The sequence below is a fragment of the Yersinia vastinensis genome, from assembly GCF_902726565.1.
GTDB classification, from domain to species: Bacteria; Pseudomonadota; Gammaproteobacteria; order Enterobacterales; family Enterobacteriaceae; genus Yersinia; species Yersinia vastinensis.
Genome location: NZ_CACVAF010000006.1, coordinates 326855 through 349362, shown reverse-complemented (window position 1 = coordinate 349362; position 22508 = coordinate 326855). Strand labels below are relative to the sequence as shown.

The following is a 22508-nucleotide window of genomic DNA, read 5'->3' as shown; positions in this document are numbered from 1 at the left end:
ACGAAACGTATTCAGATTAGACAAAAAAGTAGAATAATCCCGCGCCCAAGATCACAATTGCTGGAAGTGGTGAGAAAAAAGCGCGTAACCACACCCGCTTAGGGCGAAAACCGACGCCATGAATTACACCAGTACACACAGCCCACACGATAAAGACCTCTTGCCAAACTTCCAGTGAGCTGGTCGCCGCCGCAAAACGCGAAGGGTCCCAAAATACACAGAAAGCGACAGCAAATGCGAGCACCAGTGAAAGGGCCCGTAAAGGGCCCTTATCCATTAGATCGTATAGCTTATCGGACAACATCATCATTGCCATTGTTAGCGGCTTTCTCTGCTGCGTTGGCTTCACTCTGCTCCAGCGCCAGAGCAGTAATGATACCAAAGGAGCAGGCCAGAAGTGTCCCTAGAATCCAGGCAAAATACCACATGCTTTATGCTCCTTAGTACAGTGAGTGCTTGTTGTTTTCGATAAAGTCTTTATCAATGCGCCCGAACATCTTGTAGTAACACCAGCTGGTGTAAAGCAGGATGATAGGAACAAAGATGATCGCAACAATCGTCATCACTTTCAGCGTCAACAGGCTAGAGGTTGCATCCCACATTGTCAGACTGACATTTGGCATTGTGCTTGATGGCATAACGAACGGGAACATAGTGACCCCGGCGGTTAAAATCACACAAGCAATCGTCAGTGATGAGAACAGGAAGGCCCAAGCCCCTTTTTCAAAGCGCGACAGTAAAATAGTGAACAGCGGCAGAATAACCCCAAGCGCTGGCAGCGCCCACAAGATTGGATACTTGTTGAAGTTAATCAACCATGCACCAGCCTGATGTGCGACTTCTTTACGCATCGGGTTAGATTCAGCTGCTGTATCCAACACGGATGTCACAACAAAACCATCAATGCCTTTAACTAACCAGATACCGGCCAACAGGAATGCAACCCCCATCACCAGCGCAGAGATTTGCGCTGCTGCACGAGAACGCAGATGCAACTCACCGCGAGTACGCATTTGCAGATACGTGGCACCTTGGGTAACCAGCATAGTTAAGCTCACCACCCCTGCCAGTAAACCAAATGGATTCAGTAACTGGAAGAAGTTGCCGGTATAGAACAGGCGCATATATTCATTCATGTGGAAAGGTACGCCTTGCAGCAAGTTACCAAACGCCACACCGAATACGACTGCTGGCACGAAACTACCGACAAAGATGCCCCAGTCCCACATATTGCGCCAGCGGCTATCTTCCAACTTGGAACGGTAGTCAAAACCGACCGGACGGAAGAATAACGCAGCCAACACCAGAATCATCGCAATATAGAAGCCGGAGAATGCGGCTGCATACACCATCGGCCAGGCCGCAAACAGCGCCCCACCTGCGGTAATTAGCCAAACCTGATTACCATCCCAGTGAGGGGCAATCGAGTTAATCATAATACGGCGTTCTGTATCATTTTTACCGATGATACGCAGCAGGATCCCGACACCCATATCGAAACCATCGGTCACTGCGAAACCAATCAGCAGCACACCGATCAGCAGCCACCAGATAAATCGTAATACTTCATAATCAAACATAAGTGGACTCCTGTTTACCGTGCTTCCTGCACTGGGGCAGTCGGCTGTTCAAAATGATAGCGGCCCGTTTTCAGGCTGCTTGGCCCAAGGCGCGCGAATTTGAACATCAGGTACATTTCTGCCACCAAGAACAGCGTGTACAAACCACAAATCAGCGCCATGGAGAACAGAATGTCGCCGGCGGTGACGGATGAGTTTGCAATTGCTGTCGGTAGCACTTCACCGATGGCCCATGGTTGACGGCCATATTCAGCCACAAACCAACCTGCTTCTACTGCAATCCACGGTAATGGAATACCATACAATGCGGCACGCAGTAGCCATTTTTTCTCGCCAATCCGACCACGAACCACGTTATAGAACGACAAGCCGATGATCAGTAACATCAGGAAGCCACATGCCACCATGATGCGGAAAGCGAAGTAAAGCGGCAGAACACGAGGGATAGAGTCCTTGGCGGCTAACTGGATTTGCTCTTCAGTCGCGTCTGTTACGTTTTCTGTATAGCGCTTAAGTAGCATGCCATAGCCAAGATCCTGCTTCGTTTTATTGAAAGCTTCACGTATTGCCGGATCAGTATTGCCGTTACGTAATTGTTCAAGCAGATGGTACGCCTGAATACCATTACGGATACGCACTTCGTGTTGTGACATCAAATCACGCAAACCGGTGACCGGAGTATCCAGTGAACGGGTTGCTATGATGCCCAAAGCGAATGGAATCTGAACCGCAAACCGGTTTTCCATGGTTTCCTGATTAGGAATAGCAAACAACGTAAAGGCTGCCGGAGGTGGCTGAGTTTCCCATTCTGCTTCAATTGCTGCCAGTTTGGTTTTCTGCACGTCACCCATTTCGTAACCAGATTCATCACCCAGCACGATAACAGACAGCGTGGCTGCTAAACCAAAACTTGCAGCGATAGCAAAGGAGCGTTTAGCAAATGGAATATCGCGGCCTTTCAGCAGATAGTAAGAGCTGATACCCAGAACAAACATCGCACCGGTAACATACCCTGCTGCCACAGTGTGAACGAATTTCACCTGCGCGACCGGGTTCAGAACCAGTTCTGAGAAGCTCAACATTTCCATACGCATGGTTTCAAAGTTGAAGTCAGATGCAATCGGGTTTTGCATCCAGCCGTTCGCAACCAAGATCCACAGCGCAGAGAAGTTAGAGCCTAATGCAACCAGCCAGGTTACGGCCAAATGCTGGTGTTTACTCAGACGATCCCAACCGAAGAAGAATAGACCGACGAAAGTAGATTCTAAGAAGAACGCCATTAAACCTTCGATAGCCAGAGGGGCACCGAAGATATCACCGACGTAATGAGAGAAATATGACCAGTTAGTCCCGAATTGGAACTCCATAGTCAAACCAGTAGCAACCCCCAGAGCAAAGTTAATAGCAAATAACTTACCCCAGAATTTGGTCATATCTTTATAGATTTGTTTACCAGACAGCACATAAACCGATTCCATAATTGCCAACATAAACGCCATACCTAGCGTTAGTGGGACAAATAAGAAATGGTACATTGCCGTTAAGGCAAACTGTAACCGTGACAGTTCGACAATATCAAACATCTTGACTCCTTGCTCCTCGCAGGAAGACTCCGACTTGCGGCAATCCGGCCTTCATAAAATTGAAAACCCCATAACTACTCGCAGTGAATGCCCAAAAAAACACAACAAAAAATAACAATATCAACTACCCAGTATTACACCGCGGTAATAGTACGCTTCTAATCCCACACAATAAATAGGATTTTACGTGACCCAGCTTAGAGTTCTGGATACAGGTCAACAAATAGGCCATTTGCCTACCTTGCCGTAGTTTGATCCAGAACAATTTAAGCTCATATGAACATTATTGCCATATTCAAAACTTGATTTAGAACAATTAATTCTTTTTTGTGTTAATTAAAAGTTTGATTGTTTTTATATAATCTAGAACTGTTAATAAGATGTAATTTTATGGTTTATCTAATGCTTTATTACGTCGTTATTATGCGATCCAAGTTAACTTTTAAATTTATTAATTTCAGAGTGAGTTAAATCACAATTCCAACTTTTATATGAATATATTAGCCCATCTTGAGGGAAGCGTTCGCTAGTGTTGCCATTTTGTTGCATGATAAAGTGCTATTACTTGATAAAATATTGAATCCGCACAATGAAAAAAATAGCATTCACTACATTACTCTGTGTCAGCACCGCCACTCTCGCCGCGCAACAAGTCGACGTCACCATCTTGGGCACCTCTGATTTACATGGCACTTTTGTACCGTGGGACTATGCCAGCGACAGTGAAAATTTGGCCGGTAGCTTGAGCCAAATAGCCACTAAAGTGCAGAATATTCGCGCCGAACAACCCAATATTATTCTGGTCGATGCTGGCGATACCCTTCAGGGCAACTTTGTCGAAACCTTTAAAAATGAGCCTATTAGCCCAATGATCCTCGGTTTCAATGCCATGAAATATGATGCTTGGGTGATGGGTAATCATGAGTTTGATTTTGGCTTGAAAGCGCTTTCCACGTCGCTAAAGCAATTTGAGGGCGCGGCATTGGCGGGCAATATTTTCTGGGATTCGGGTAAACCCTATCTACCCTCTTACAAAATCATTGAACGCCAAGGAGTTAAGATTGGCATTATTGGTATGGATACCCCAATGACAGCCGAGTTTGCGCTGGGTACCGACCGCATTAATGGTATTCATTTCACTGACCCAGTGCTGGAAGTGAAAAAAGTGATTCAGCAAATCCAGCCGCAAGTCGATGCCATTGTGCTGGTTGCGCATATGGGGATCGACAATGAAAATCAGCGGCCAGGAACCGGGGTTGGCGACATAGCCAAAGCTAACCCAGAGCTCGCTGCTATCGTTGCCGGTCATATGCATGTGAAGATTGATAAAGCTGTAGTTAATGGTGTCATTATTACTGAGCCAGATAAATATGGTCGTGCCCTGTCCCGAATTGATTTGAAATTTGAACAGCGAGACGGGAAGTATCATCTAATTGACAAAGACAGCTACACCTACCCCATCAAAGGGGTCGAATCTGATAAAACACTGGAAGCCATTTATCAGCCTTATCATGACATTTTGCGCGCCAATGCTAACCGAGTCATTGCAACCTTAAGTGGCGTTAATCTAGTGCCGCCAGATGAGATTAAAGGCATTCCTCAGGTGCATGTGCAGGACACGGGTATCAGCGCACTGTATCAAGAAGCCGCGCATCGTTACGCACCACAAGCTCAAGTCATCGCCTTACAGATTGATAATGACCATCCTAAACTGGATGTCGGTAATATCACGGCTAAAGATATTGCATTTAACTATCAGTATGCTGGGGGCGAAATTACCGTTTATTCTCTGACTGGCAAAGAGCTAAAGCAGTATATGGAATGGTCAGCAGACTACTTTAATCAGGTCAAACCGGGTGATGTCACTTACAGTTTTAACCCGCAACGCCGAGCCTCTAAATATTCAACCAATGACTTCTTTGATGGTGTTACCTATACCATTGATTTGCGTCAACCTGTCGGTTCGCGAATCACTGATTTGCGCCTTACTGATGGCACCCCAGTCATTGATATCACACCAATTCATCTAGGAATGAACAGTTATCGAATGGGGCATTTGACACAAAAAGGTGGCGTACTCGAAGGACAAACCTTCCCTATCTTATCGGACAGTAAAGCGCAGTATGGTGAAGAAGAAGGTACCATCCGTAATCTGACAATTCGCTATCTGACAAATGTGAAGGCGGGTCAATTTGAGGGGAAACCTCAACAGCGATGGCATTTGGAGGGGATAGAGGGCTATGACAAAGAGCGGAAAATTGTAAAACGACTCATTAATCAGGGGGCAATTACCGTGCCGTCAACTGCCGATGGCCGCTATACCAATATTGCCTCAATTAACGTTAAAGATAAGTTGTTTAAAGATAAAGCCAGTTACAGTGCGGCATTAACGGCACTGCAACAGCAAGCCGCCAGCGCCACAACTGAGCAAGCTAAACAACAGGCGCAAACGGATATTGTATTAATTACTGCGTTGAATAAGTTCTAATCTTAAGTATTAAAAAGGCCACCGAAGGGTGGCCTTGATGTCCAGCTAGCCATTAGCCAGCAATGACGGTTATCGCTCGGTATTATTTATTACGTTGGTAGACAGCTTTCACAGCATTGCCGATTTCAGCAAGGCTACGTACGGTTTTGACGCCAGCCGCTTCCAGAGCAGCAAATTTATCATCCGCTGTCCCTTTCCCGCCTGCAATGATGGCACCAGCATGGCCCATACGTTTACCTTTTGGTGCAGTCACACCCGCGATATAACCCACAACAGGTTTGGTCACGTGCTCTTTAATATAAGCCGCCGCTTCTTCCTCTGCGTTACCACCGATTTCACCGATCATCACAATGACTTCAGTTTGTGGATCTTCTTGGAACAACTTCAGAATATCAATAAAGTTAGAACCAGGAATTGGATCACCACCAATGCCGACGCAGCTTGATTGGCCGAAACCAATATCCGTCGTCTGTTTTACCGCTTCATAAGTCAGTGTACCGGAACGAGAAACGATACCGACTTTACCTGGCAAGTGAATGTGGCCGGGCATGATACCAATCTTACACTCCCCTGGGGTGATGACACCTGGGCAGTTCGGGCCAATCATCCGCACATCAGACTGTTCCAGTTTGACTTTTACCACCAGCATATCCAGCGTTGGGATGCCTTCAGTAATACAGATGATCAGTTTGATACCAGCATCGATCGCTTCCAGAATGGAGTCTTTACAGAATGGCGCTGGCACGTAGATAACAGAGGCTGTCGCCCCAGTTGCTTCTACAGCTTCGCGTACTGTATTAAACACCGGCAGGCCCAAATGCTCAGTGCCGCCTTTGCCTGGTGTGACGCCGCCAACCATTTTTGTGCCATAGGCGATAGCTTGTTCTGAGTGGAAAGTCCCTTGGCTACCGGTAAAACCCTGACAAATAACTTTGGTGTTTTTATCAATTAAAATAGACATTATTTAGCCCCCACTGCCGCTACAACTTGCTGAGCCGCATCTGTCAGGCTGGTCGCAGCAATGATATTCAACCCACTGTCCGCCAGTTTTTTGGCACCCAGCTCGGCATTGTTCCCTTCCAAACGAACCACCACCGGCACGTTGACACCCACTTCTTCAACTGCACCAATGATGCCGTCAGCAATCAGGTCACAACGCACAATTCCACCAAAGATGTTAACGAAGACGGCTTTCACTTTGTCATCAGACAAAATGATTTTAAAGGCTTCAGTCACACGCTCTTTAGTTGCACCACCGCCGACGTCCAGGAAGTTCGCAGGTTCCCCACCGTGCAATTTCACGATGTCCATGGTACCCATAGCCAGACCCGCGCCGTTAACCATGCAGCCAATGTTGCCATCCAATGCCACATAGTTCAGTTCCCACTGTGCAGCATGTGCTTCACGAGCATCTTCCTGACTTGGGTCACGCATCTCACGTAGTTCAGGCTGGCGGAACAAAGCGTTACCATCGGCACCCAGTTTGCCATCCAAACACACCAAATCACCCTGTTTGGTGATAACCAGTGGGTTTATCTCAACCATCGCCAGATCACGTTCCAAGAACATCGTTGCCAAGCCCATAAAGATCTTGGTGAACTGAGCAACTTGTTTACCCGTCAGCCCTAATTTGAAGGCCAATTCACGACCTTGATAAGGTTGCGGGCCAGTCAACGGATCCAATGCGATTTTATGGATCAGTTCTGGTGTTTCTTCGGCTACTTTCTCAATTTCAACACCGCCTTCTGTGGATGCCATAAACACCACACGACGGGAGCTACGGTCGATAACCGCACCCAAATACAGCTCTTTATCAATGTCGGTTGCCGCTTCAACCAAAATCTGATGAACCGGCTGACCATTAGCATCTGTCTGGTAGGTGACCAGTTTTTTACCCAGCCACTGTTCAGCGAAAGCACGAATATCTTCTTTGCTGTTAACCAGTTTCACGCCGCCCGCTTTACCGCGACCGCCAGCGTGTACCTGACATTTAACCACCCACGGGCCAGCACCGATTTTAGATGCGGCTTCTTCTGCTTCACGCGGTGTGGTACAGGCGTAACCCGTTGGAGCGGGCATGCCATACCGAGCAAACAGTTGTTTTGCCTGATATTCGTGTAAATTCATGATGTTCTATCCATATAAGGTCTGAGATGGGCCGAAGCCTTCTAGGTAGCCTGATTGCGCGGAGGCAGGTTATCAACACCTTGCAATCAGACTGACCTTGTCATTTATCTTTTTTATACATCAAGCAGTAAGCGAGCTGGATCTTCCAGCATCTCTTTCACTGTCACCAGATAACCAACAGACTCACGGCCGTCGATCAAACGGTGATCGTAGGACAGTGCCAAATACATCATTGGCAAAATCACTACCTGACCATCTACCGCCATTGGCCTTTCTTTAATGGCATGCATGCCAAGGATCGCGCTTTGTGGTGGGTTAATGATCGGAGTCGACATCAATGAGCCAAATACGCCGCCGTTAGTAATAGTGAAATTACCGCCAGTCAGTTCTTCAACTTTCAGTTTGCCGTCACGGCCTTTTACAGCCAGTTCTTTGATTTTTTTCTCAATATCAGCCATGCCCATGGTGTCTACATCACGCAGAACTGGGGTCACCAAGCCGCGCGGAGTAGAAACCGCAATACTGACATCGAAATAATTGTGATAAACCACATCTTCGCCATCAAGAGAAGCATTCACTTCTGGGTAGCGTTTCAGTGCTTCAACAACAGCTTTGATATAAAAGGACATAAAGCCCAGACGAACACCATGGCGCTTCTCGAAAGCTTCACCATACTGCTTGCGTAGGTCCATGATTGGCTTCATGTTGATTTCATTAAACGTCGTCAACATCGCGGTGCTGTTTTTCGCTTCCAGCAGGCGCTCGGCAACACGTTTACGCAGGCGTGTCATCGGAACACGTTTTTCACTGCGACCTGCGATAGGAGCTACAGGGGCTGCAGCTTCAACTTTGGCTTCTGCCGTTGCTGGTGCCGATTTGCGGCTTGCCAAATGACTCTCGATATCCTCACGAGTCAGACGACCACCCACACCGCTGCCTTTAATAGCCGCAGCGTCAAGAGAGTGTTCTGCAATCAAACGACGGATCGCCGGGCTGAGGTTATCGTTAGATTCTTCTTCCAAGCTAGCAGTCTGACGCTGGGCTGGTGTGGATTCTGTGCTCTGGCTTTTTTCTTCCGTTGGCAGACCGGAGCTGTCACTTGGACGAATACGCCCCAGTACCTGACGTGAAACAACTGTTGCACCTTCGTCTTCCAAAATGGCATCCAGAATACCGTCTTGGCTAGCCGGAACTTCCAAAATCACTTTGTCCGTTTCAATCTCAACCAGCACTTCATCACGTTTGACGCTATCGCCCGGTTTTTTGTGCCATGTTGCTACGGAGCCATCGGCGACAGACTCAGGGAGGTCAGGAACATTAATATCTACGCTACTCATTCTCTATCCTTTATGTGTTAACCGGCTCGCTATTCGACAGTCAGCGCGTCATTAACCAGAGCTTGTTGTTGTTTCTGGTGTACGGAAATGTACCCAACAGCCGGTGAAGCAGAAGCTGGGCGGCCTGCGTAACGCAAAGAGGCACCAAATGGAATCACTTCACGGAAGTTATGTTGGCTGCAATACCAAGCACCCTGATTAAGCGGTTCTTCCTGACACCAAACGAAATCATGGACATGAGCAAATTGTTCCAACACCGCTTGTACCGCTTGATGTGGGAACGGATAAAGCTGCTCGATACGCACGATAGCGACATCTGTTTGCCCATTTTTGCGACGCTGTTCCAGCAGATCATAATAGACTTTGCCTGAGCACATCACGACACGTTTGACGCCTTTCGGATCCAGCTCGTCAATTTCACCGATAGCTGGCAAGAAGCTGCCATTCGCCAGTTCATCCAGAGAGGAGACTGCCAGCGGGTGACGCAACAATGACTTAGGCGACATGACCACCAATGGACGACGCATACCACGTAGTGCCTGACGGCGAATCATGTGGTAAACCTGCGCTGGTGTTGACGGAATACACACCTGCATATTTTGTTCAGCACAAAGTTGCAGATAACGTTCCAACCGCGCAGAGGAGTGCTCAGGGCCTTGCCCTTCGTAACCATGCGGCAGCAACATCACCAGACCACACATCCGGCCCCATTTTTGTTCGCCGGAGCTGATGAACTGGTCGATAACAACTTGAGCACCGTTGGCAAAGTCACCAAACTGCGCTTCCCAGATGGTCAGGGTACGAGGTTCTGCTGTGGCGTAGCCATATTCAAAGGCCAAAACAGCTTCTTCCGACAACACAGAGTCCCATACTTGGAAGTTACCCTGCCCACTGTGAACATTGGCCAATGGTACGTAGACAGAACCATTTTTCTGGTTATGAATCACAGCATGACGATGGAAGAAAGTACCGCGCCCAGCATCTTCGCCGGATAAACGAATCGGAATACCTTCATCTACCAGTGTCGCGTAGGCCAGTGTTTCTGCAGCACCCCAATCAAATGGTTTCTCACCTGCAGCCATCAAAGCACGGTCACCATAGATCTTGGCAACACGCGATTGCATCTCAATGGCTTCCGGCGCATGGCTGATACGACGAGCCAGATCTTGCAGGCGCTTCATTTCAACTTTACTTGGATACTCTTCGTCCCATTCATGGTTCAGATAAGGCGACCATGTGAAGGATTGCAGATTCATCGGACGCCACTCTTCGACCACGCAGTCACCGTGATCCAGTGCATCACGATACAGGTTGACCATTTCCGTGGCATCTTCCAGGCTGGCGATATTTTGTTCGGTCAGCTTGTCAGCATAAATCTTGCGCGGCGTCGGGTGTTTTTTGATTTTCTGATACATCACTGGCTGCGTTGCACTTGGCTCATCGGCTTCGTTATGCCCATGGCGACGGTAGCAAACCAGATCAATCATCACGTCACGTTTAAAGGTGTTACGGAAATCCAACGCCAGACGGGTAACAAACGCCACAGCTTCAGGATCATCAGCATTCACGTGGAAAATAGGTGCCTGTACCATTTTGGCGATATCGGTACAGTATTGAGTAGAACGTGCGTCCAGTGGGTTCGAGGTAGTGAAACCAATCTGGTTATTGATAACAATTCGCACTGTTCCGCCCACTTCATAGCCACGGGCCTGAGACATGTTCAAGGTTTCTTGCACCACTCCCTGACCCGCAATAGCCGCATCACCATGAATAGTGATTGGCAATACCATGTTGCTACGAGCTTCATCCAAACGGTCGCGGCGCGCGCGCACGGAACCGATAACAACCGGGCTGACAATTTCCAGATGCGATGGGTTAAAGGCCAGTGCCAGATGGACTAAACCACCTTCAGTTTCAACATCAGATGAGAAACCTTGGTGATATTTAACGTCGCCAGTCCCCAGATGCTCTTTATGCTTACCAGAGAATTCATCAAATAAATCTTCTGGCTTCTTACCCAGCACGTTGATCAATACGTTTAGACGACCGCGGTGAGCCATCCCCAGAACGACTTCACGTGTGCCGTTCTTACCCGCATGACGAATCATTTCTTTCAGCATGGTGACCAGCGAATCGCCGCCCTCCAGCGAGAAACGCTTGGCACCCGGGAATTTAGCCCCTAGATAACGTTCCAAACCTTCAGCGGCTGTCAGTTCGCTCAGGAAGCGGCGCTTCTCTTCATCGCTGAATGTCGGTTTCCCGACCACCGACTCAATACGCTGCTGAATCCAGCGTTTCTCTTCGGTGTTGGTAATGTGCATATACTCAGCGCCAATAGAGCCGCAGTAAGTCTGCTTTAGCGCCGCGTACAGGTCAGACAACTTCATGGTTTCTTTGCCAATAGCAAAAGAACCGACATTGAAGGTGTTCTGGAAATCGGCTTCGGTCAGATGATGATAGGAAGGTTCAAGGTCTGGAACAGACTCCTGCTTCCACAAACCGAGCGGGTCAAGGTTGGCATGTTGATGGCCGCGGAAGCGGAAGGCGTTGATTAACTGCAACACCTTAACTTGCTTGGCATCGTTTTCAGGATCGCTGATGGATGAGTTGTAACGAGAGGTATCCTTCGCCAAGCGACGGAAATACTCACGTGTTTGAGAGTGGAACTGATCAGGTTTTACACCCGTTGTAGGTAGTTGTTGAAAAATTGAACGCCAACTATCATCAACGGAACCAGGATCGGTTAAAAAGTCTTCATAGAGCTGCTCTATGTAGGACTGGTTCGCGCCCGCCAGATAGGAGGAATCCAGCCAGGCCTTCATTGCGCCGTTCTGCATCATGATCCCTTAAGCTTTGAAGCTTCAGTTTTCGCCGTGGTTAACATATACACCGTAATATCAACGGTTTGCCGTAAAAACGGTTCACTCGATGTGCTCAATGCACATTCTGTTATGGACCTTAACGGTCCCGTTCAAGGAACCTCTAAAAACAGACAACTCGCCAGTTTTTAGAGATTCCCTACCTTGAAGCAACCCGGGGAATACATTCCCCGGGTTAATAAACTCACATCATGCACTACGTTGCAACAACATAGACTTAATGTGGCCGATTGCTTTGGTCGGGTTAAGGCCTTTAGGACAAACACTGACACAATTCATGATGCTATGGCAGCGGAAAACACTAAAAGCGTCGTCCAGATCATCCAAACGTGCTGTTGTTTCGGTATCACGGCTGTCTATCAGGAAGCGATAGGCGGCTAATAACCCTGCCGGGCCAACAAATTTGTCCGGATTCCACCAGAATGACGGACAAGATGTTGAGCAACAAGCGCACAGGATACATTCATACAAGCCATCCAGTTTTTCACGTTGCTCCGGCGACTGTAAATGCTCACGTGCTGGCGGATTTTTACCGTCATTCAATAGGTAAGGTTTAATTTTCTCATACTGAGTATAAAACTGACCCATATCGACGACTAAGTCCCGCACCACCGGCAGACCCGGTAATGGGCGAATTACAATCTTCTTATTACCTTTTTGCAAAGCTGAGATAGGCGTAATGCAAGCCAATCCATTTTTGCCATTCATGTTCAGACCGTCAGAACCACACACACCTTCACGGCATGAACGGCGGAACGACAAGGTCGGATCTTTTTCTTTTAACTGGATAAGCGCATCCAGCAACATCATATCCCGGCCTTCTTCCGCTTCCAGGGTGTAATCCTGCATGTGCGGCGCGTTATCAACGTCCGGGTTATAGCGATAAATTGAGAACTCAAGCTTCATGACCTATTCCTCCGCAACGGGTTTAACCCTGCAAACACAACACATACATTAGTAAGAACGCACTTTCGGCGGGAATGCCGCGCGTAGCTTAGGTTGCATGTTTACCTCACGGCGGGTCATGCTTTCAGTGTCTGGCAAATACAGCGAGTGACACAGCCAGTTCGCGTCATCACGTTCCGGGAAATCGAAGCGGCTATGCGCGCCACGACTTTCGGTACGGAAGTTTGCAGACACAGCGGTGGAAAACGCAGTTTCCATCAGGTTGTCCAATTCCAGACATTCAATACGTTGGGTATTGAACTCACTGGAAGTGTCATCCAGACGGGCTGTTTGCAGACGTTCACGGATAGTTTTCAGTTCTTCCAACCCTTTTGCCATCGCATCACCTTCACGGAATACCGAGAAGTTATTCTGCATGCAGGATTGTAATGCTTTGCGGATCTCAACCGGATCTTCACCTGAGCGGGTGCTATTCCAGCGGTTCATTCTCTCCAGCGAGGCGTCAATATCTGAATCACTGGCATCGCGGCTGGCACCCTGTTCCATTAAGGACTCTTGCAGATGCATACCGGCCGCACGACCAAAGACCACCAAGTCGAGTAACGAGTTGCCGCCCAAACGGTTTGCACCATGGACAGAAACGCAAGCAATTTCACCTACCGCAAACAAACCTGGGATAACAACATCTTCACCCTTTTCATTTACTGTAATTGCCTGACCGGTCACTTTCGTCGGGATCCCACCCATCATGTAATGGCAGGTTGGAATGACCGGGATAGGTTCTTTGATCGGGTCGACATGGGCAAAAGTGCGTGATAATTCAAGAATACCCGGCAAGCGGGACTCCAGCACTTCTTTACCCAAATGATCCAGTTTCAGTTTGGCATGTGGGCCCCAAGGACCTTCACAGCCGCGACCTTCACGGATTTCAATCATAATGGAACGAGCCACAACGTCACGACCCGCCAAATCTTTGGCGTTCGGGGCATAACGTTCCATGAAGCGCTCGCCGTGTTTATTCAGCAGATAACCGCCTTCACCACGACAACCTTCGGTTACCAACACCCCTGCCCCAGCGATACCTGTCGGGTGGAACTGCCACATCTCCATGTCCTGCACCGGTACTCCGGCACGCAGGGCCATGCCCACACCGTCACCGGTATTAATGTGCGCGTTGGTCGTTGACTGATAAATACGCCCGGCACCGCCGGTGGCCAGCACCGTCGCCCGCGCTTTGAAATAAACCACTTCACCGGTTTCGATACAGATAGCGGTGCAGCCAACAAAAGCGCCGTCCTGGTTCTTCACCAGATCCAGTGCATACCACTCGGAGAAAATCGTCGTGTGATTTTTCAGGTTTTGCTGATAAAGGGTATGTAATAGTGCATGCCCAGTACGGTCAGCCGCAGCCGCAGTGCGCGCAGCTTGCTCGCCGCCAAAGTTAAGCGACTGCCCGCCGAATGGCCGCTGATAAATGCTACCATCTTCTAATCGGGAGAAAGGCAAGCCCATGTGCTCCAGCTCAAGAACAGCTTCAGGGCCGGTTTTGCACATATATTCGATGGCATCTTGGTCACCGATATAATCGGAGCCTTTTACCGTGTCATACATATGCCATTCCCAGTTGTCTTCATGGGTGTTACCCAATGCGACAGTAATCCCCCCCTGCGCCGAGACAGTATGGGAACGGGTTGGGAAAACTTTCGATATCAGGGCACAAGACAGCCCCATTTGTGAAATTTGCAGGGCCGCGCGCATACCTGCGCCACCCGCACCGATAACAACAGCATCAAACTCTCTGACCGGCAGTTTCATTTAAGCACCCCACACCACAATAGTTCCATACAATAGATAAACCAGCAGCGTAACCACGACGGCCAGTTGTAACACCAGTCGTACCGCTAGCGGCTTGATATAGTCCGTTAATACCTGCCAGAGACCAATCCAGGCGTGAGCCAAAATCGACAGTAATGTCAGCAGGGTAAATACTTTTGTGATGTGCGAGGCGAAAAAGCCACGCCAGATTTCGTAGGTGATATCTGGGACGATGACGACAAAGCCCAGAATATAAAGAATATACAGAGTGATGACGATTGCAGAAGCACGTAGTAACAGCCAGTCGTGTACTCCATTACGCCCTAACGCAGAAGCATTGCTTACCATACAAGGACTCCAGCTAAAACTGACAGCACCAAAGTTAACACCATTGCGACTTGGGCGGAGCGGGTCCCCGCAGCCAAGCTCTCTTCGATATAGCCGAAATCCATTAGCAAGTGACGAATGCCACCGCAAACGTGATAGGCCAGCGCAGTGAGTATTCCCCAGAAGATGAATTTAACAAAAAAGCTATTCATGATCGCCGCAGCTTGCATGAATCCCTCTTGCGAGGAAACAGACAAACCTAACAGCCAGAGGAGGATACCAACGGCAACGAAAGTTATTACGCCAGAGACTCGGTGTAAAATGGACGCTATCGCAGTAACAGGAAATCGAATCGTTTGCAGATCCAAATTGACAGGTCTTTGTTTTTTCACGGTTTTGCCCACACAGCTTTTATTATTTTCCATCCTCCGGATCTGGGTGGGGGTCAGACAGCGTTAGGGGCCAAAACCCTTCACATCGCACATCTAAACATAACATCCTGAATGCTTAGTTGGCGTGTTCTTTATAACGCTGGGTGCTCCTACTTCAGGGTAATCCGGAGACCTGGCGGCAGTATAGGTGGTTCACATTCTTATTACAATTCCCACACAAACTGATTGGTAACATTTCCCCTGAACAGTGATTAGGATCACGATTTACACAATTTATATAAAATTAATTATCTGATTTGACAAAGAATAAACATTTCCATTACAACTAGGGTAGAAATAAGCCCTATGATGCACTAAAGGTCTGCGGATACACTTCCCCATAAGCCTAAGTTATGCAACAGTGTATTTAGTAAATATCCCCACAGATATCGTAGGCAATGAACCATAAACGATAAGTATCCGACAAATCGTTAACAACTTTACAACATCGCCTGTCGATCCAGAGTTTGGATCACGGGCCGCATTGGCAAAACACTCTGTACCCTAAATCACATTTTTCATTGTGAATAAAACAGAGCAGTGCTGATGAGGTGATGGCCTGCAGCCATCTAAGATATTTCAGTTGTTAGGGGTTTTAAAATAAGCGCTAAGGAGACTGTAAATGGCTGACAAGAAAGCGACGCTGAATTTAGAAGGCGAAGCTGCGATCGAACTGGGCGTGCTATCCCCAACCCTCGGCACTGACGTCATTGACGTCCGCACCTTAGGTTCTAAAGGTTATTTTACCTTTGACCCCGGTTTTACTTCTACCGCATCCTGCGAATCAAAAATCACTTATATCGATGGTGATGAAGGTATTTTGCTGCACCGTGGCTTCCCGATCGCCCAGTTAGCTAACAATTCTACCTATTTGGAAGTTTGCTACATTCTGCTGTATGGCGAAGCTCCAACAACTGAAGAGTACGAAACCTTTAAAGCGACGGTCACTCGCCACACTATGATCCACGAGCAGATCACCAGTTTGTTCCGTGGTTTCCGCCGTGACTCACACCCAATGGCCGTATTATGTGGGGTGACAGGTGCGCTGGCAGCCTTCTATCATGATGCGCTGGATGTGAATAACGAGCGTCATCGTGAAATTACCGCCTTCCGTCTGCTGTCGAAAATGCCGACCGTTGCCGCGATGTGTTACAAATATTCCATTGGTCAGCCGTTCGTTTACCCACGTAACGACCTGTCTTATGCGGGTAACTTCCTGCGCATGATGTTCTCAACACCTTGCGAAGAGTATGAAGTTAACCCAGTGCTAGAGCGCGCAATGGATCGTATTTTCATCCTGCACGCCGACCACGAACAGAACGCTTCAACCTCAACTGTGCGTACCGCCGGTTCTTCTGGCGCAAACCCGTTTGCGTGCATTGCCGCTGGGATCGCCTCTCTGTGGGGACCTGCTCATGGCGGCGCGAACGAAGCTTGTTTGAAAATGCTGGAAGAAATTAAAACGGTTGAGCACATTCCTGAATTTATCCGTCGTGCAAAAGACAAAAATGATTCATTCCGCTTGATGGGCTTCGGTCACCGTGTGTATAAAAACCACGATCCACGCGCGACAGTCATGCGCGAAACCTGCCATGAAGTGCTGAAAGAGTTGAAACTGGAAGACGACCTGCTGAAAGTGGCGATGGAGTTGGAGCATATTGCGCTGAACGACCCGTACTTCATCGAGCGTAAATTGTATCCAAACGTCGATTTCTATTCAGGTATCATCTTGAAAGCATTGGGGATCCCATCATCAATGTTCACTGTTATCTTCGCAATCGCCCGTACCATTGGCTGGATTGCTCACTGGAATGAAATGCACGACGAAGGCATTAAAATTGCCCGTCCGCGCCAACTTTATACCGGTTATGCAGAACGTGAATTTAAGAGTCAGTTGAAAAAATAAGTCATTTTATCTTTCTGAACACATGCAAAATGCCACCTTTCGGTGGCATTTTTTATGGCTGAATCAATGAATGGCACCGCCGGGAATATGCAAATCATGTTCAATTTGCAGTGCAATAGAGATGGCCAGTTCCAAGGCTATCAACACCGATTGTGTTGACATACTAGGCGCACCAGGGTGATCGACCGCCTGTTCAGGTAAATAAGGGATATGGATAAACCCACCCTTAACATCATTATTGGATGAATTTAACCGATGCAATAAACCGTACATCACATGGTTGCAGACATAGGTTCCTGCCGTCTGGGAAATCGAGGCCGGAATGCCTGCATCACGAATTCCCTGCACCATCGCTTTGATAGGCAAACGGGTAAAATAAGCCGCTGGACCGTCTTCAACAATGGGCTGGTCGACAGGTTGATTACCCAGATTATCTGGAATACGGGCATCATCAATATTAATGGCAACCCGCTCGATGGTGATATCTGCACGCCCACCGGCTTGACCAATCGCGAGTACCAATACCGGCTGAATATCATCAATAGCAGCATTCAGCACGGTCAGGGCTTCACCAAAAGCGCAGGGTAGTTGGCGGGCCACCACTCTGACCCCACCCATCATTAAATCATTCAGTTGCTTGACCACTTCCCAAGAGGGATTAACCCGCTCACCGCCAAATGGCTCAAACCCTGTAATTAATACACTTCTCATCATCTCTCCTAGAGGAACATCAGGAAATAAAGCAAAAATACGTTAACAATCAAAAGTGTTACCCCGGTTGGGATTTGCGCTTTGATCACGGCATTTTTATCCGGTAGCTCCAATAATGCAGCAGGGACAATGTTAAAGTTGGCGGCCATCGGTGTCATCAAGGTGCCACAATAACCAGAGAACATCCCGATTGCGGCCATGACCGCCGGGTTACCCCCGTGCTGCAACACCAGAATTGGAATACCGATCCCCGCAGTCACAATGGGGAAAGCTGCAAACGCATTTCCCATGATCATGGTCAGTAACGCCATGCCAATAGCATAGACTGCCACGGCGATAAAGCGATGATCTACCGCCAGATATTCCTGTGTTAGATGCGCGATCGCGGTGCCCACGCCAGCAGTCGTAAACAGTAAACCCAGTGTTGCTAAAATTTGCGGCAAGATGAATGCCCAACCGATAGAATCCAGCAAGCGCCGAGCTTCCTGCACCGGTTGTGCCGCAGTTTCGCGGGTCAGGACAACCGCAATCAGCAAACCGAGCACACAACCGACGGTCATTGAAAATAAGGTCACTAAAGTTGCGTGGTTACCCGTACCAAACAGCCATTGATCTAACGCCGGGACATAGCTAAACAGCAGCACGCCGATAACGGTCACAACCGGAATAGTCAGCGCTGGAAGAAATAATTTGTTGCCCAAACGCTTGGCACTCACTTCGCGCTCTTGTGCAGTACGCTGATGATAGCTGCCCAGCTTTACCCCACCGAAACCGGCTATCAGTGCCATGATCACGACCACCACGCCGACCGTAATATTCAATACGCGTTTTTCATCCGGCCCTTCACCGGCTAGCGTATTCGCCAAGCGGTAGGTCCAGTCCCCTACCAGAAAAATGAGCCCGTATAACCCCCAAAATAAACCGGTCGTCAGACGGCGTGGGTTAGCTTTATCCCGAAATGACATGACCGCGACAATTAGGAGTACGACGCCCGCCAACCAGTATAAATATTGCTGTTGGAAAATCATTTGGCGTCTCCTTTGGTAGCCAAAGCAGACTGATTCAGTGCAGTTAATTCAGCGGCAAGGTGTTTATCTAAGCGCTGTAGGCGATAGGCATGGATCAGGAAGGCACAAATCGCCGTCGGGATCCCCCACAGCGCAATATGCAGTGGTTCGGTTTGAATACCGCCGGACTCCAACATAAAGTTGTGCATGAAGATAATGGCCCCGAAGGCGACAAAAATGTCTTCACCGAAGAACAGGCCAACGTTATCTGTGGCAGCAGACATCGCACGTAGTCGATAGCGCACTTTCTCTGGTAACTCGCCATAACGAGTGGTGGCTGCACCTTCCGCCATTGGGGCCAACAGTGGCCGCACCATCTGCGCATGACCACCGAGGCTAGTTAAACCCAGCGCTGCCGTGGCTTCACGCACAAACAAATACACAATGAGTAAACGGCCAGAAGTCGCGCTTTTAATTTGCGATATCCATGCTTGCGCCCGCTCTTTCAAACCGTGTCGCTCAAGTAAACCGATAACGGCCAAAGGCAGTAACAGAATCAAAGGCAAGTTACGCGTATTGAGGAATCCCTCACCGAGCTTTTCTAAAATAGTTGCTATCGGCATCAGTGCAGCCAGACCGGTAATAATCCCGGCACTGATTACGACTAAAACTGCGTTAATACGCAGTAAAAATCCGATGACAATCGCCGCAATACCAATCAGCGGCCATAAGTTGACTGTTTGTTCCAAGGTGACTCTCCTGTCATAAAGCATACTTTTAAGGGTTCCGCTCGGGCCAAGCGGTTATGGTTTTTACTGCCCAAAAAGCATGGTATTACTGTGCGGTGACGGTGATATTTTCTTGCTGAAAACGCTCACGTAAACGACGCGCAAAGCTCAAGGCATGAGCACCATCGCCATGCACACACACAGAATCTGCCTGCACCGACACCCAACGGCCATCGCGGGCCTGCACTTGATGGCGCTGCACCATGGCTAGGGTTTGTGACAAAGCCAGTTCGTCACTTTCAATTAAAGCATCGGGCTGGCTGCGCGGGACTAAAGTACCGTCAGATTGATACCGTCGGTCTGCAAAAACCTCCTGACGGGTGACTAAACCCGCACGCTGACCAGCACTGATCAATTCGCTCCCTGCCAATCCAACCAGCCGTAAGGACGAGTCGACAGCTTTGACTGCTTGGGCAATAGCATCGGCTAATTGCGAATCCACCGCGGCTTGGTTGTACAACATACCGTGGGGCTTCACATGTTGCATCACGCCCCCTTCCGCTTTCACAATCGCCGCAAGGGCGCCAAGCTGATAAACGACTTGGGCGTAGACCGTCTCGGGTGGAAGCTGCATCGCAGTACGACCAAAGTTCTCACGATCTGGGAAACTTGGATGGGCGCCGATAGCTACCCCATATTCCATCGCCCAACGCACAGATTGACGCATTGTTTGTGCATCACCGGCATGAAATCCACAGGCGATATTGGCGGAACTGACTAATTGCAACAACGCGTGATCATTGGCGCAGCCTTCACCTAAATCTGCATTTAAATCAATGTTCATTTAGCCTCCTTGTCATCAAATCCTTGTTGTAAACCCCACTCAATCTGTTGCAGAAAATGCTGCTGCTCCGATTTGGCTCTCAGCGCTTCTTCCACGCTACATTGCACAAAGTGCACCGGTTCGCCGAGTCTCAGTTGTGCCAAGTGATAGAGGTCAGCTTCGATAACACAAGCAATTCGGGGGTAGCCGCCTGTTGTCTGCGCATCGGCCATCAGCACAATCGGTTGGCCGTTATGAGGGACTTGCACCACACCGGGTAATAAACCGTGGGATAACATTTCGCGAGACGTCGTACGCATTAACTCGCGGCCCGTCAGGCGATACCCCATCCGGTTACTTTGCGGGCTAAGTTGCCAAGCTTCACGCCAGAAAGCCCCTTGTGCGATATCGTCGAATTCATGATATTCCGGCCCCGGTACTGCTCGCACACGGTTACCAAATAACAGTTGTTTGATACCCACTGACTCACGTGGCAAACGGGTCGGTTTGCCGAGCGGCAGGCTATCGCCCTCTTTAATCAATCGTCCTTGATAGCCACCAAACCCGGCTTTCAAGTCGGTGCTGCGCGATCCCAACATTTCCGGTACATTAATGCCGCCAGAAATCGCCAGATAACTGCGCATCCCGCGGTGCGGCACACCGAGTGTTAATTGTTGCCCTCGTTTGACTGGATAACGCCATCCTGTCCACAACAGTTGGCCTCCAAGTCTGGCATCACAGCCCGCACCGGTCACGGCTATCCAGCCCGGTTGAGTAAATTCGGCAGTAAATTGACCCAAGGTAATTTCCAGCCCAGCAGCACCCACGTCATTGCCGACCAACATGTTTGCCATGCTCAGTGCGGGTAAATCAAGTGCCCCCCCCTGACTTATCCCCAAACGACGAAAACCGCCGCGACCACTGTCTTGAACTGTGGTGTAAATACCAGAACGAATAATTTTCAGCATACGCCCTCCTTCAAAGGCAGAAAGCGCACATTGTCACCCGGTCGCAGCAAGGTAGGCGGCATCTCTAGCGGGTTAAACAGTGCCAGTGATGTACGGCCAATAAGCTGCCAACCACCGGGGGTGGCCAGTGGATAAATGCCTGTTTGGCTCCCCCCAATACCAACCGAACCCGGCGGAACAACCAATCGTGGCTCAGCGCGGCGCGGTGTGGCCAGCTGCTCTGGCATCCCTCCCATGTAAGAGAAGCCCGGCTGGAAACCGAGAAAGTAGACGATATAGCTCGCCTCGGCATGGCATTCAACGACCTGACGCTCTGTCATACCGGTATGGCGCGCGACCTCAGCCAGATCAGGGCCAGCCTCCCCACCATAAATCACCGGGATAGTGATATCGCGTGACTCAGGGATTAATGACTCGCTCTCTTCCCACCAGCGCTGTAGCCGTTCAATCGCATCCAGCGCGGTATTTTGTGGATCTGTCAGCAATAAGGTTAGATTATTCATGCCGGGGATCGCTTCAAGGACATCAGAATGATGAATCAGACGATCAGCTAAACCCCAAATCCGTTGCTGACTTGCTAATGTCACCGGCGGTTCCAGTTCCAGAACCACCGCACTTTCTCCCAGTAAATAACATCGTGCTCGTTGCACTCACATCCCCTTCATCAACTTATCTTTTTCGTTTTTAGATAAATAGCAGCCATAAGTACATATTTATGCGTTAGCACCTAAGCGCTGTCAATAGAAGCGAATTAACCAATAATTAAGAGCAATCACTAGATTCAGATAAAAGAGCGATATTAATCACTAGCAACATGTATTTTGGTGGTTTTTTAATGAGGATTGCGGGGATGATGCGAATTTTTTCTTATTTAGAATCAGTGTGAAGCGAG

General features: G+C 48.8%; 20 protein-coding genes. 2 read left to right on the top strand and 18 right to left on the bottom strand.

Features of this window, described 5'->3' with window-relative positions:
- Positions 1–16 precede the first annotated feature (16 nt).
- The 4 genes from ybgE to cydA are packed head-to-tail and all read right to left on the bottom strand — an operon-like array spanning position 17 to position 3163.
- Complete coding sequence (gene ybgE, locus HUZ92_RS11765) at positions 17–304, bottom strand: cyd operon protein YbgE (protein ID WP_172665444.1); 288 nt, start codon at positions 302–304, stop codon at positions 17–19.
- The gene (gene cydX, locus HUZ92_RS11760; RefSeq protein ID WP_050082494.1) at positions 291–428 is read right to left on the bottom strand and encodes a cytochrome bd-I oxidase subunit CydX; all 138 of its coding nucleotides are present in this window, start codon (positions 426–428) and stop codon (positions 291–293) included. Before cydX ends, ybgE begins: the two co-directional genes overlap by 14 nt.
- 12 nt (positions 429–440) lie before the next feature.
- Positions 441–1580: a cytochrome d ubiquinol oxidase subunit II gene (gene cydB, locus HUZ92_RS11755; RefSeq protein WP_050098869.1), complete on the bottom strand. Its 1140-nt coding sequence runs from the start codon at positions 1578–1580 to the stop codon at positions 441–443.
- 14 nt (positions 1581–1594) lie between these two features.
- A complete protein-coding gene (gene cydA / locus HUZ92_RS11750; protein WP_050098870.1) occupies positions 1595–3163 on the bottom strand; it encodes a cytochrome ubiquinol oxidase subunit I in 1569 nt (522 codons plus the stop codon).
- 589 nt (positions 3164–3752) lie between these two features.
- Between cydA and HUZ92_RS11745 the strand changes: the two genes are divergently transcribed.
- A complete protein-coding gene (locus tag HUZ92_RS11745) occupies positions 3753–5651 on the top strand; it encodes a bifunctional metallophosphatase/5'-nucleotidase (RefSeq protein WP_145579609.1) in 1899 nt (632 codons plus the stop codon).
- An 82-nt stretch (positions 5652–5733) separates the two neighbouring features.
- Here HUZ92_RS11745 and sucD read toward each other — a convergent pair whose 3' ends face one another.
- The 8 genes from sucD to sdhC all read right to left on the bottom strand — a co-directional run bounded on the left by sucD (position 5734) and on the right by sdhC (position 15446).
- Positions 5734–6612 carry a succinate--CoA ligase subunit alpha gene (sucD, locus tag HUZ92_RS11740; protein ID WP_050098872.1) on the bottom strand — a complete coding sequence of 293 codons (879 nt, stop codon included), beginning with the start codon at positions 6610–6612 and terminating at the stop codon, positions 5734–5736.
- A complete protein-coding gene (gene sucC, locus HUZ92_RS11735; RefSeq protein WP_050098873.1) occupies positions 6612–7778 on the bottom strand; it encodes an ADP-forming succinate--CoA ligase subunit beta in 1167 nt (388 codons plus the stop codon). The genes sucD and sucC overlap by 1 nt, the downstream gene beginning before the upstream one ends.
- A gap of 113 nt (positions 7779–7891) precedes the next feature.
- Entirely contained in the window at positions 7892–9115 is a 1224-nt protein-coding gene (gene odhB / locus HUZ92_RS11730; protein WP_050098874.1) for a 2-oxoglutarate dehydrogenase complex dihydrolipoyllysine-residue succinyltransferase, read from the bottom strand.
- A 29-nt stretch (positions 9116–9144) separates the two neighbouring features.
- Positions 9145–11952, bottom strand: coding sequence for a 2-oxoglutarate dehydrogenase E1 component (gene sucA / locus HUZ92_RS11725; protein ID WP_050098876.1), 2808 nt, complete (start codon positions 11950–11952; stop codon positions 9145–9147).
- Positions 11953–12183: 231 nt separating this feature from the next.
- Entirely contained in the window at positions 12184–12900 is a 717-nt protein-coding gene (locus HUZ92_RS11720) for a succinate dehydrogenase iron-sulfur subunit (protein ID WP_050098878.1), read from the bottom strand.
- Between the two features lie 48 nt (positions 12901–12948).
- The gene (gene sdhA, locus HUZ92_RS11715) at positions 12949–14715 is read right to left on the bottom strand and encodes a succinate dehydrogenase flavoprotein subunit (RefSeq protein WP_050098879.1); all 1767 of its coding nucleotides are present in this window, start codon (positions 14713–14715) and stop codon (positions 12949–12951) included.
- Complete coding sequence (gene sdhD / locus HUZ92_RS11710) at positions 14716–15063, bottom strand: succinate dehydrogenase membrane anchor subunit (protein ID WP_050098880.1); 348 nt, start codon at positions 15061–15063, stop codon at positions 14716–14718.
- Entirely contained in the window at positions 15057–15446 is a 390-nt protein-coding gene (gene sdhC, locus HUZ92_RS11705) for a succinate dehydrogenase cytochrome b556 subunit (protein WP_042548212.1), read from the bottom strand. The genes sdhD and sdhC overlap by 7 nt, the downstream gene beginning before the upstream one ends.
- Before the next feature lie 649 nt (positions 15447–16095).
- On the opposite strand from sdhC, the gene HUZ92_RS11700 reads away from it, so the two are divergent.
- Positions 16096–17379, top strand: a complete 1284-nt coding sequence (locus tag HUZ92_RS11700; RefSeq protein ID WP_050098881.1) for a citrate synthase — start codon at positions 16096–16098, stop codon at positions 17377–17379.
- Positions 17380–17442: 63 nt separating this feature from the next.
- On the opposite strand, the gene pcp is transcribed toward HUZ92_RS11700, so the two are convergent.
- The 6 genes from pcp to pxpB form a co-directional block, all read right to left on the bottom strand.
- Entirely contained in the window at positions 17443–18090 is a 648-nt protein-coding gene (gene pcp / locus HUZ92_RS11695; protein WP_050098882.1) for a pyroglutamyl-peptidase I, read from the bottom strand.
- Between the two features lie 8 nt (positions 18091–18098).
- Positions 18099–19118, bottom strand: coding sequence for a DUF979 domain-containing protein (locus HUZ92_RS11690; protein ID WP_050098883.1), 1020 nt, complete (start codon positions 19116–19118; stop codon positions 18099–18101).
- A complete protein-coding gene (locus HUZ92_RS11685; protein ID WP_050098884.1) occupies positions 19115–19846 on the bottom strand; it encodes a DUF969 domain-containing protein in 732 nt (243 codons plus the stop codon). Before HUZ92_RS11685 ends, HUZ92_RS11690 begins: the two co-directional genes overlap by 4 nt.
- A gap of 85 nt (positions 19847–19931) precedes the next feature.
- Positions 19932–20669: a 5-oxoprolinase subunit PxpA gene (gene pxpA, locus HUZ92_RS11680; protein WP_050098885.1), complete on the bottom strand. Its 738-nt coding sequence runs from the start codon at positions 20667–20669 to the stop codon at positions 19932–19934.
- Positions 20666–21616 carry a 5-oxoprolinase subunit PxpC gene (gene pxpC / locus HUZ92_RS11675; RefSeq protein WP_050139807.1) on the bottom strand — a complete coding sequence of 317 codons (951 nt, stop codon included), beginning with the start codon at positions 21614–21616 and terminating at the stop codon, positions 20666–20668. Before pxpC ends, pxpA begins: the two co-directional genes overlap by 4 nt.
- Positions 21610–22266, bottom strand: coding sequence for a 5-oxoprolinase subunit PxpB (gene pxpB / locus HUZ92_RS11670; protein WP_050139808.1), 657 nt, complete (start codon positions 22264–22266; stop codon positions 21610–21612). Before pxpB ends, pxpC begins: the two co-directional genes overlap by 7 nt.
- Positions 22267–22508: the final 242 nt, after the last annotated feature.

What these genes read in the sequence shown, in the direction of transcription:
- sdhA (WP_050098879.1), bottom strand. Translation starts at nt 14,715, where the DNA reads ATGAAACTGCCGGTCAGAGAGTTTGATGCTGTTGTTATCGGTGCGGGT.
- HUZ92_RS11745 (WP_145579609.1), top strand. Translation starts at nt 3,753, where the DNA reads ATGAAAAAAATAGCATTCACTACATTACTCTGTGTCAGCACCGCCACT.
- sucD (WP_050098872.1), bottom strand. Translation starts at nt 6,612, where the DNA reads ATGTCTATTTTAATTGATAAAAACACCAAAGTTATTTGTCAGGGTTTT.
- ybgE (WP_172665444.1), bottom strand. Translation starts at nt 304, where the DNA reads ATGTTGTCCGATAAGCTATACGATCTAATGGATAAGGGCCCTTTACGG.
- pxpC (WP_050139807.1), bottom strand. Translation starts at nt 21,616, where the DNA reads ATGCTGAAAATTATTCGTTCTGGTATTTACACCACAGTTCAAGACAGT.
- sucA (WP_050098876.1), bottom strand. Translation starts at nt 11,952, where the DNA reads ATGCAGAACGGCGCAATGAAGGCCTGGCTGGATTCCTCCTATCTGGCG.
- cydX (WP_050082494.1), bottom strand. Translation starts at nt 428, where the DNA reads ATGTGGTATTTTGCCTGGATTCTAGGGACACTTCTGGCCTGCTCCTTT.
- HUZ92_RS11690 (WP_050098883.1), bottom strand. Translation starts at nt 19,118, where the DNA reads ATGATTTTCCAACAGCAATATTTATACTGGTTGGCGGGCGTCGTACTC.
- HUZ92_RS11700 (WP_050098881.1), top strand. Translation starts at nt 16,096, where the DNA reads ATGGCTGACAAGAAAGCGACGCTGAATTTAGAAGGCGAAGCTGCGATC.
- cydB (WP_050098869.1), bottom strand. Translation starts at nt 1,580, where the DNA reads ATGTTTGATTATGAAGTATTACGATTTATCTGGTGGCTGCTGATCGGT.
- pxpA (WP_050098885.1), bottom strand. Translation starts at nt 20,669, where the DNA reads ATGAACATTGATTTAAATGCAGATTTAGGTGAAGGCTGCGCCAATGAT.
- cydA (WP_050098870.1), bottom strand. Translation starts at nt 3,163, where the DNA reads ATGTTTGATATTGTCGAACTGTCACGGTTACAGTTTGCCTTAACGGCA.
- sdhD (WP_050098880.1), bottom strand. Translation starts at nt 15,063, where the DNA reads ATGGTAAGCAATGCTTCTGCGTTAGGGCGTAATGGAGTACACGACTGG.
- odhB (WP_050098874.1), bottom strand. Translation starts at nt 9,115, where the DNA reads ATGAGTAGCGTAGATATTAATGTTCCTGACCTCCCTGAGTCTGTCGCC.
- HUZ92_RS11720 (WP_050098878.1), bottom strand. Translation starts at nt 12,900, where the DNA reads ATGAAGCTTGAGTTCTCAATTTATCGCTATAACCCGGACGTTGATAAC.
- pcp (WP_050098882.1), bottom strand. Translation starts at nt 18,090, where the DNA reads ATGAGAAGTGTATTAATTACAGGGTTTGAGCCATTTGGCGGTGAGCGG.
- sucC (WP_050098873.1), bottom strand. Translation starts at nt 7,778, where the DNA reads ATGAATTTACACGAATATCAGGCAAAACAACTGTTTGCTCGGTATGGC.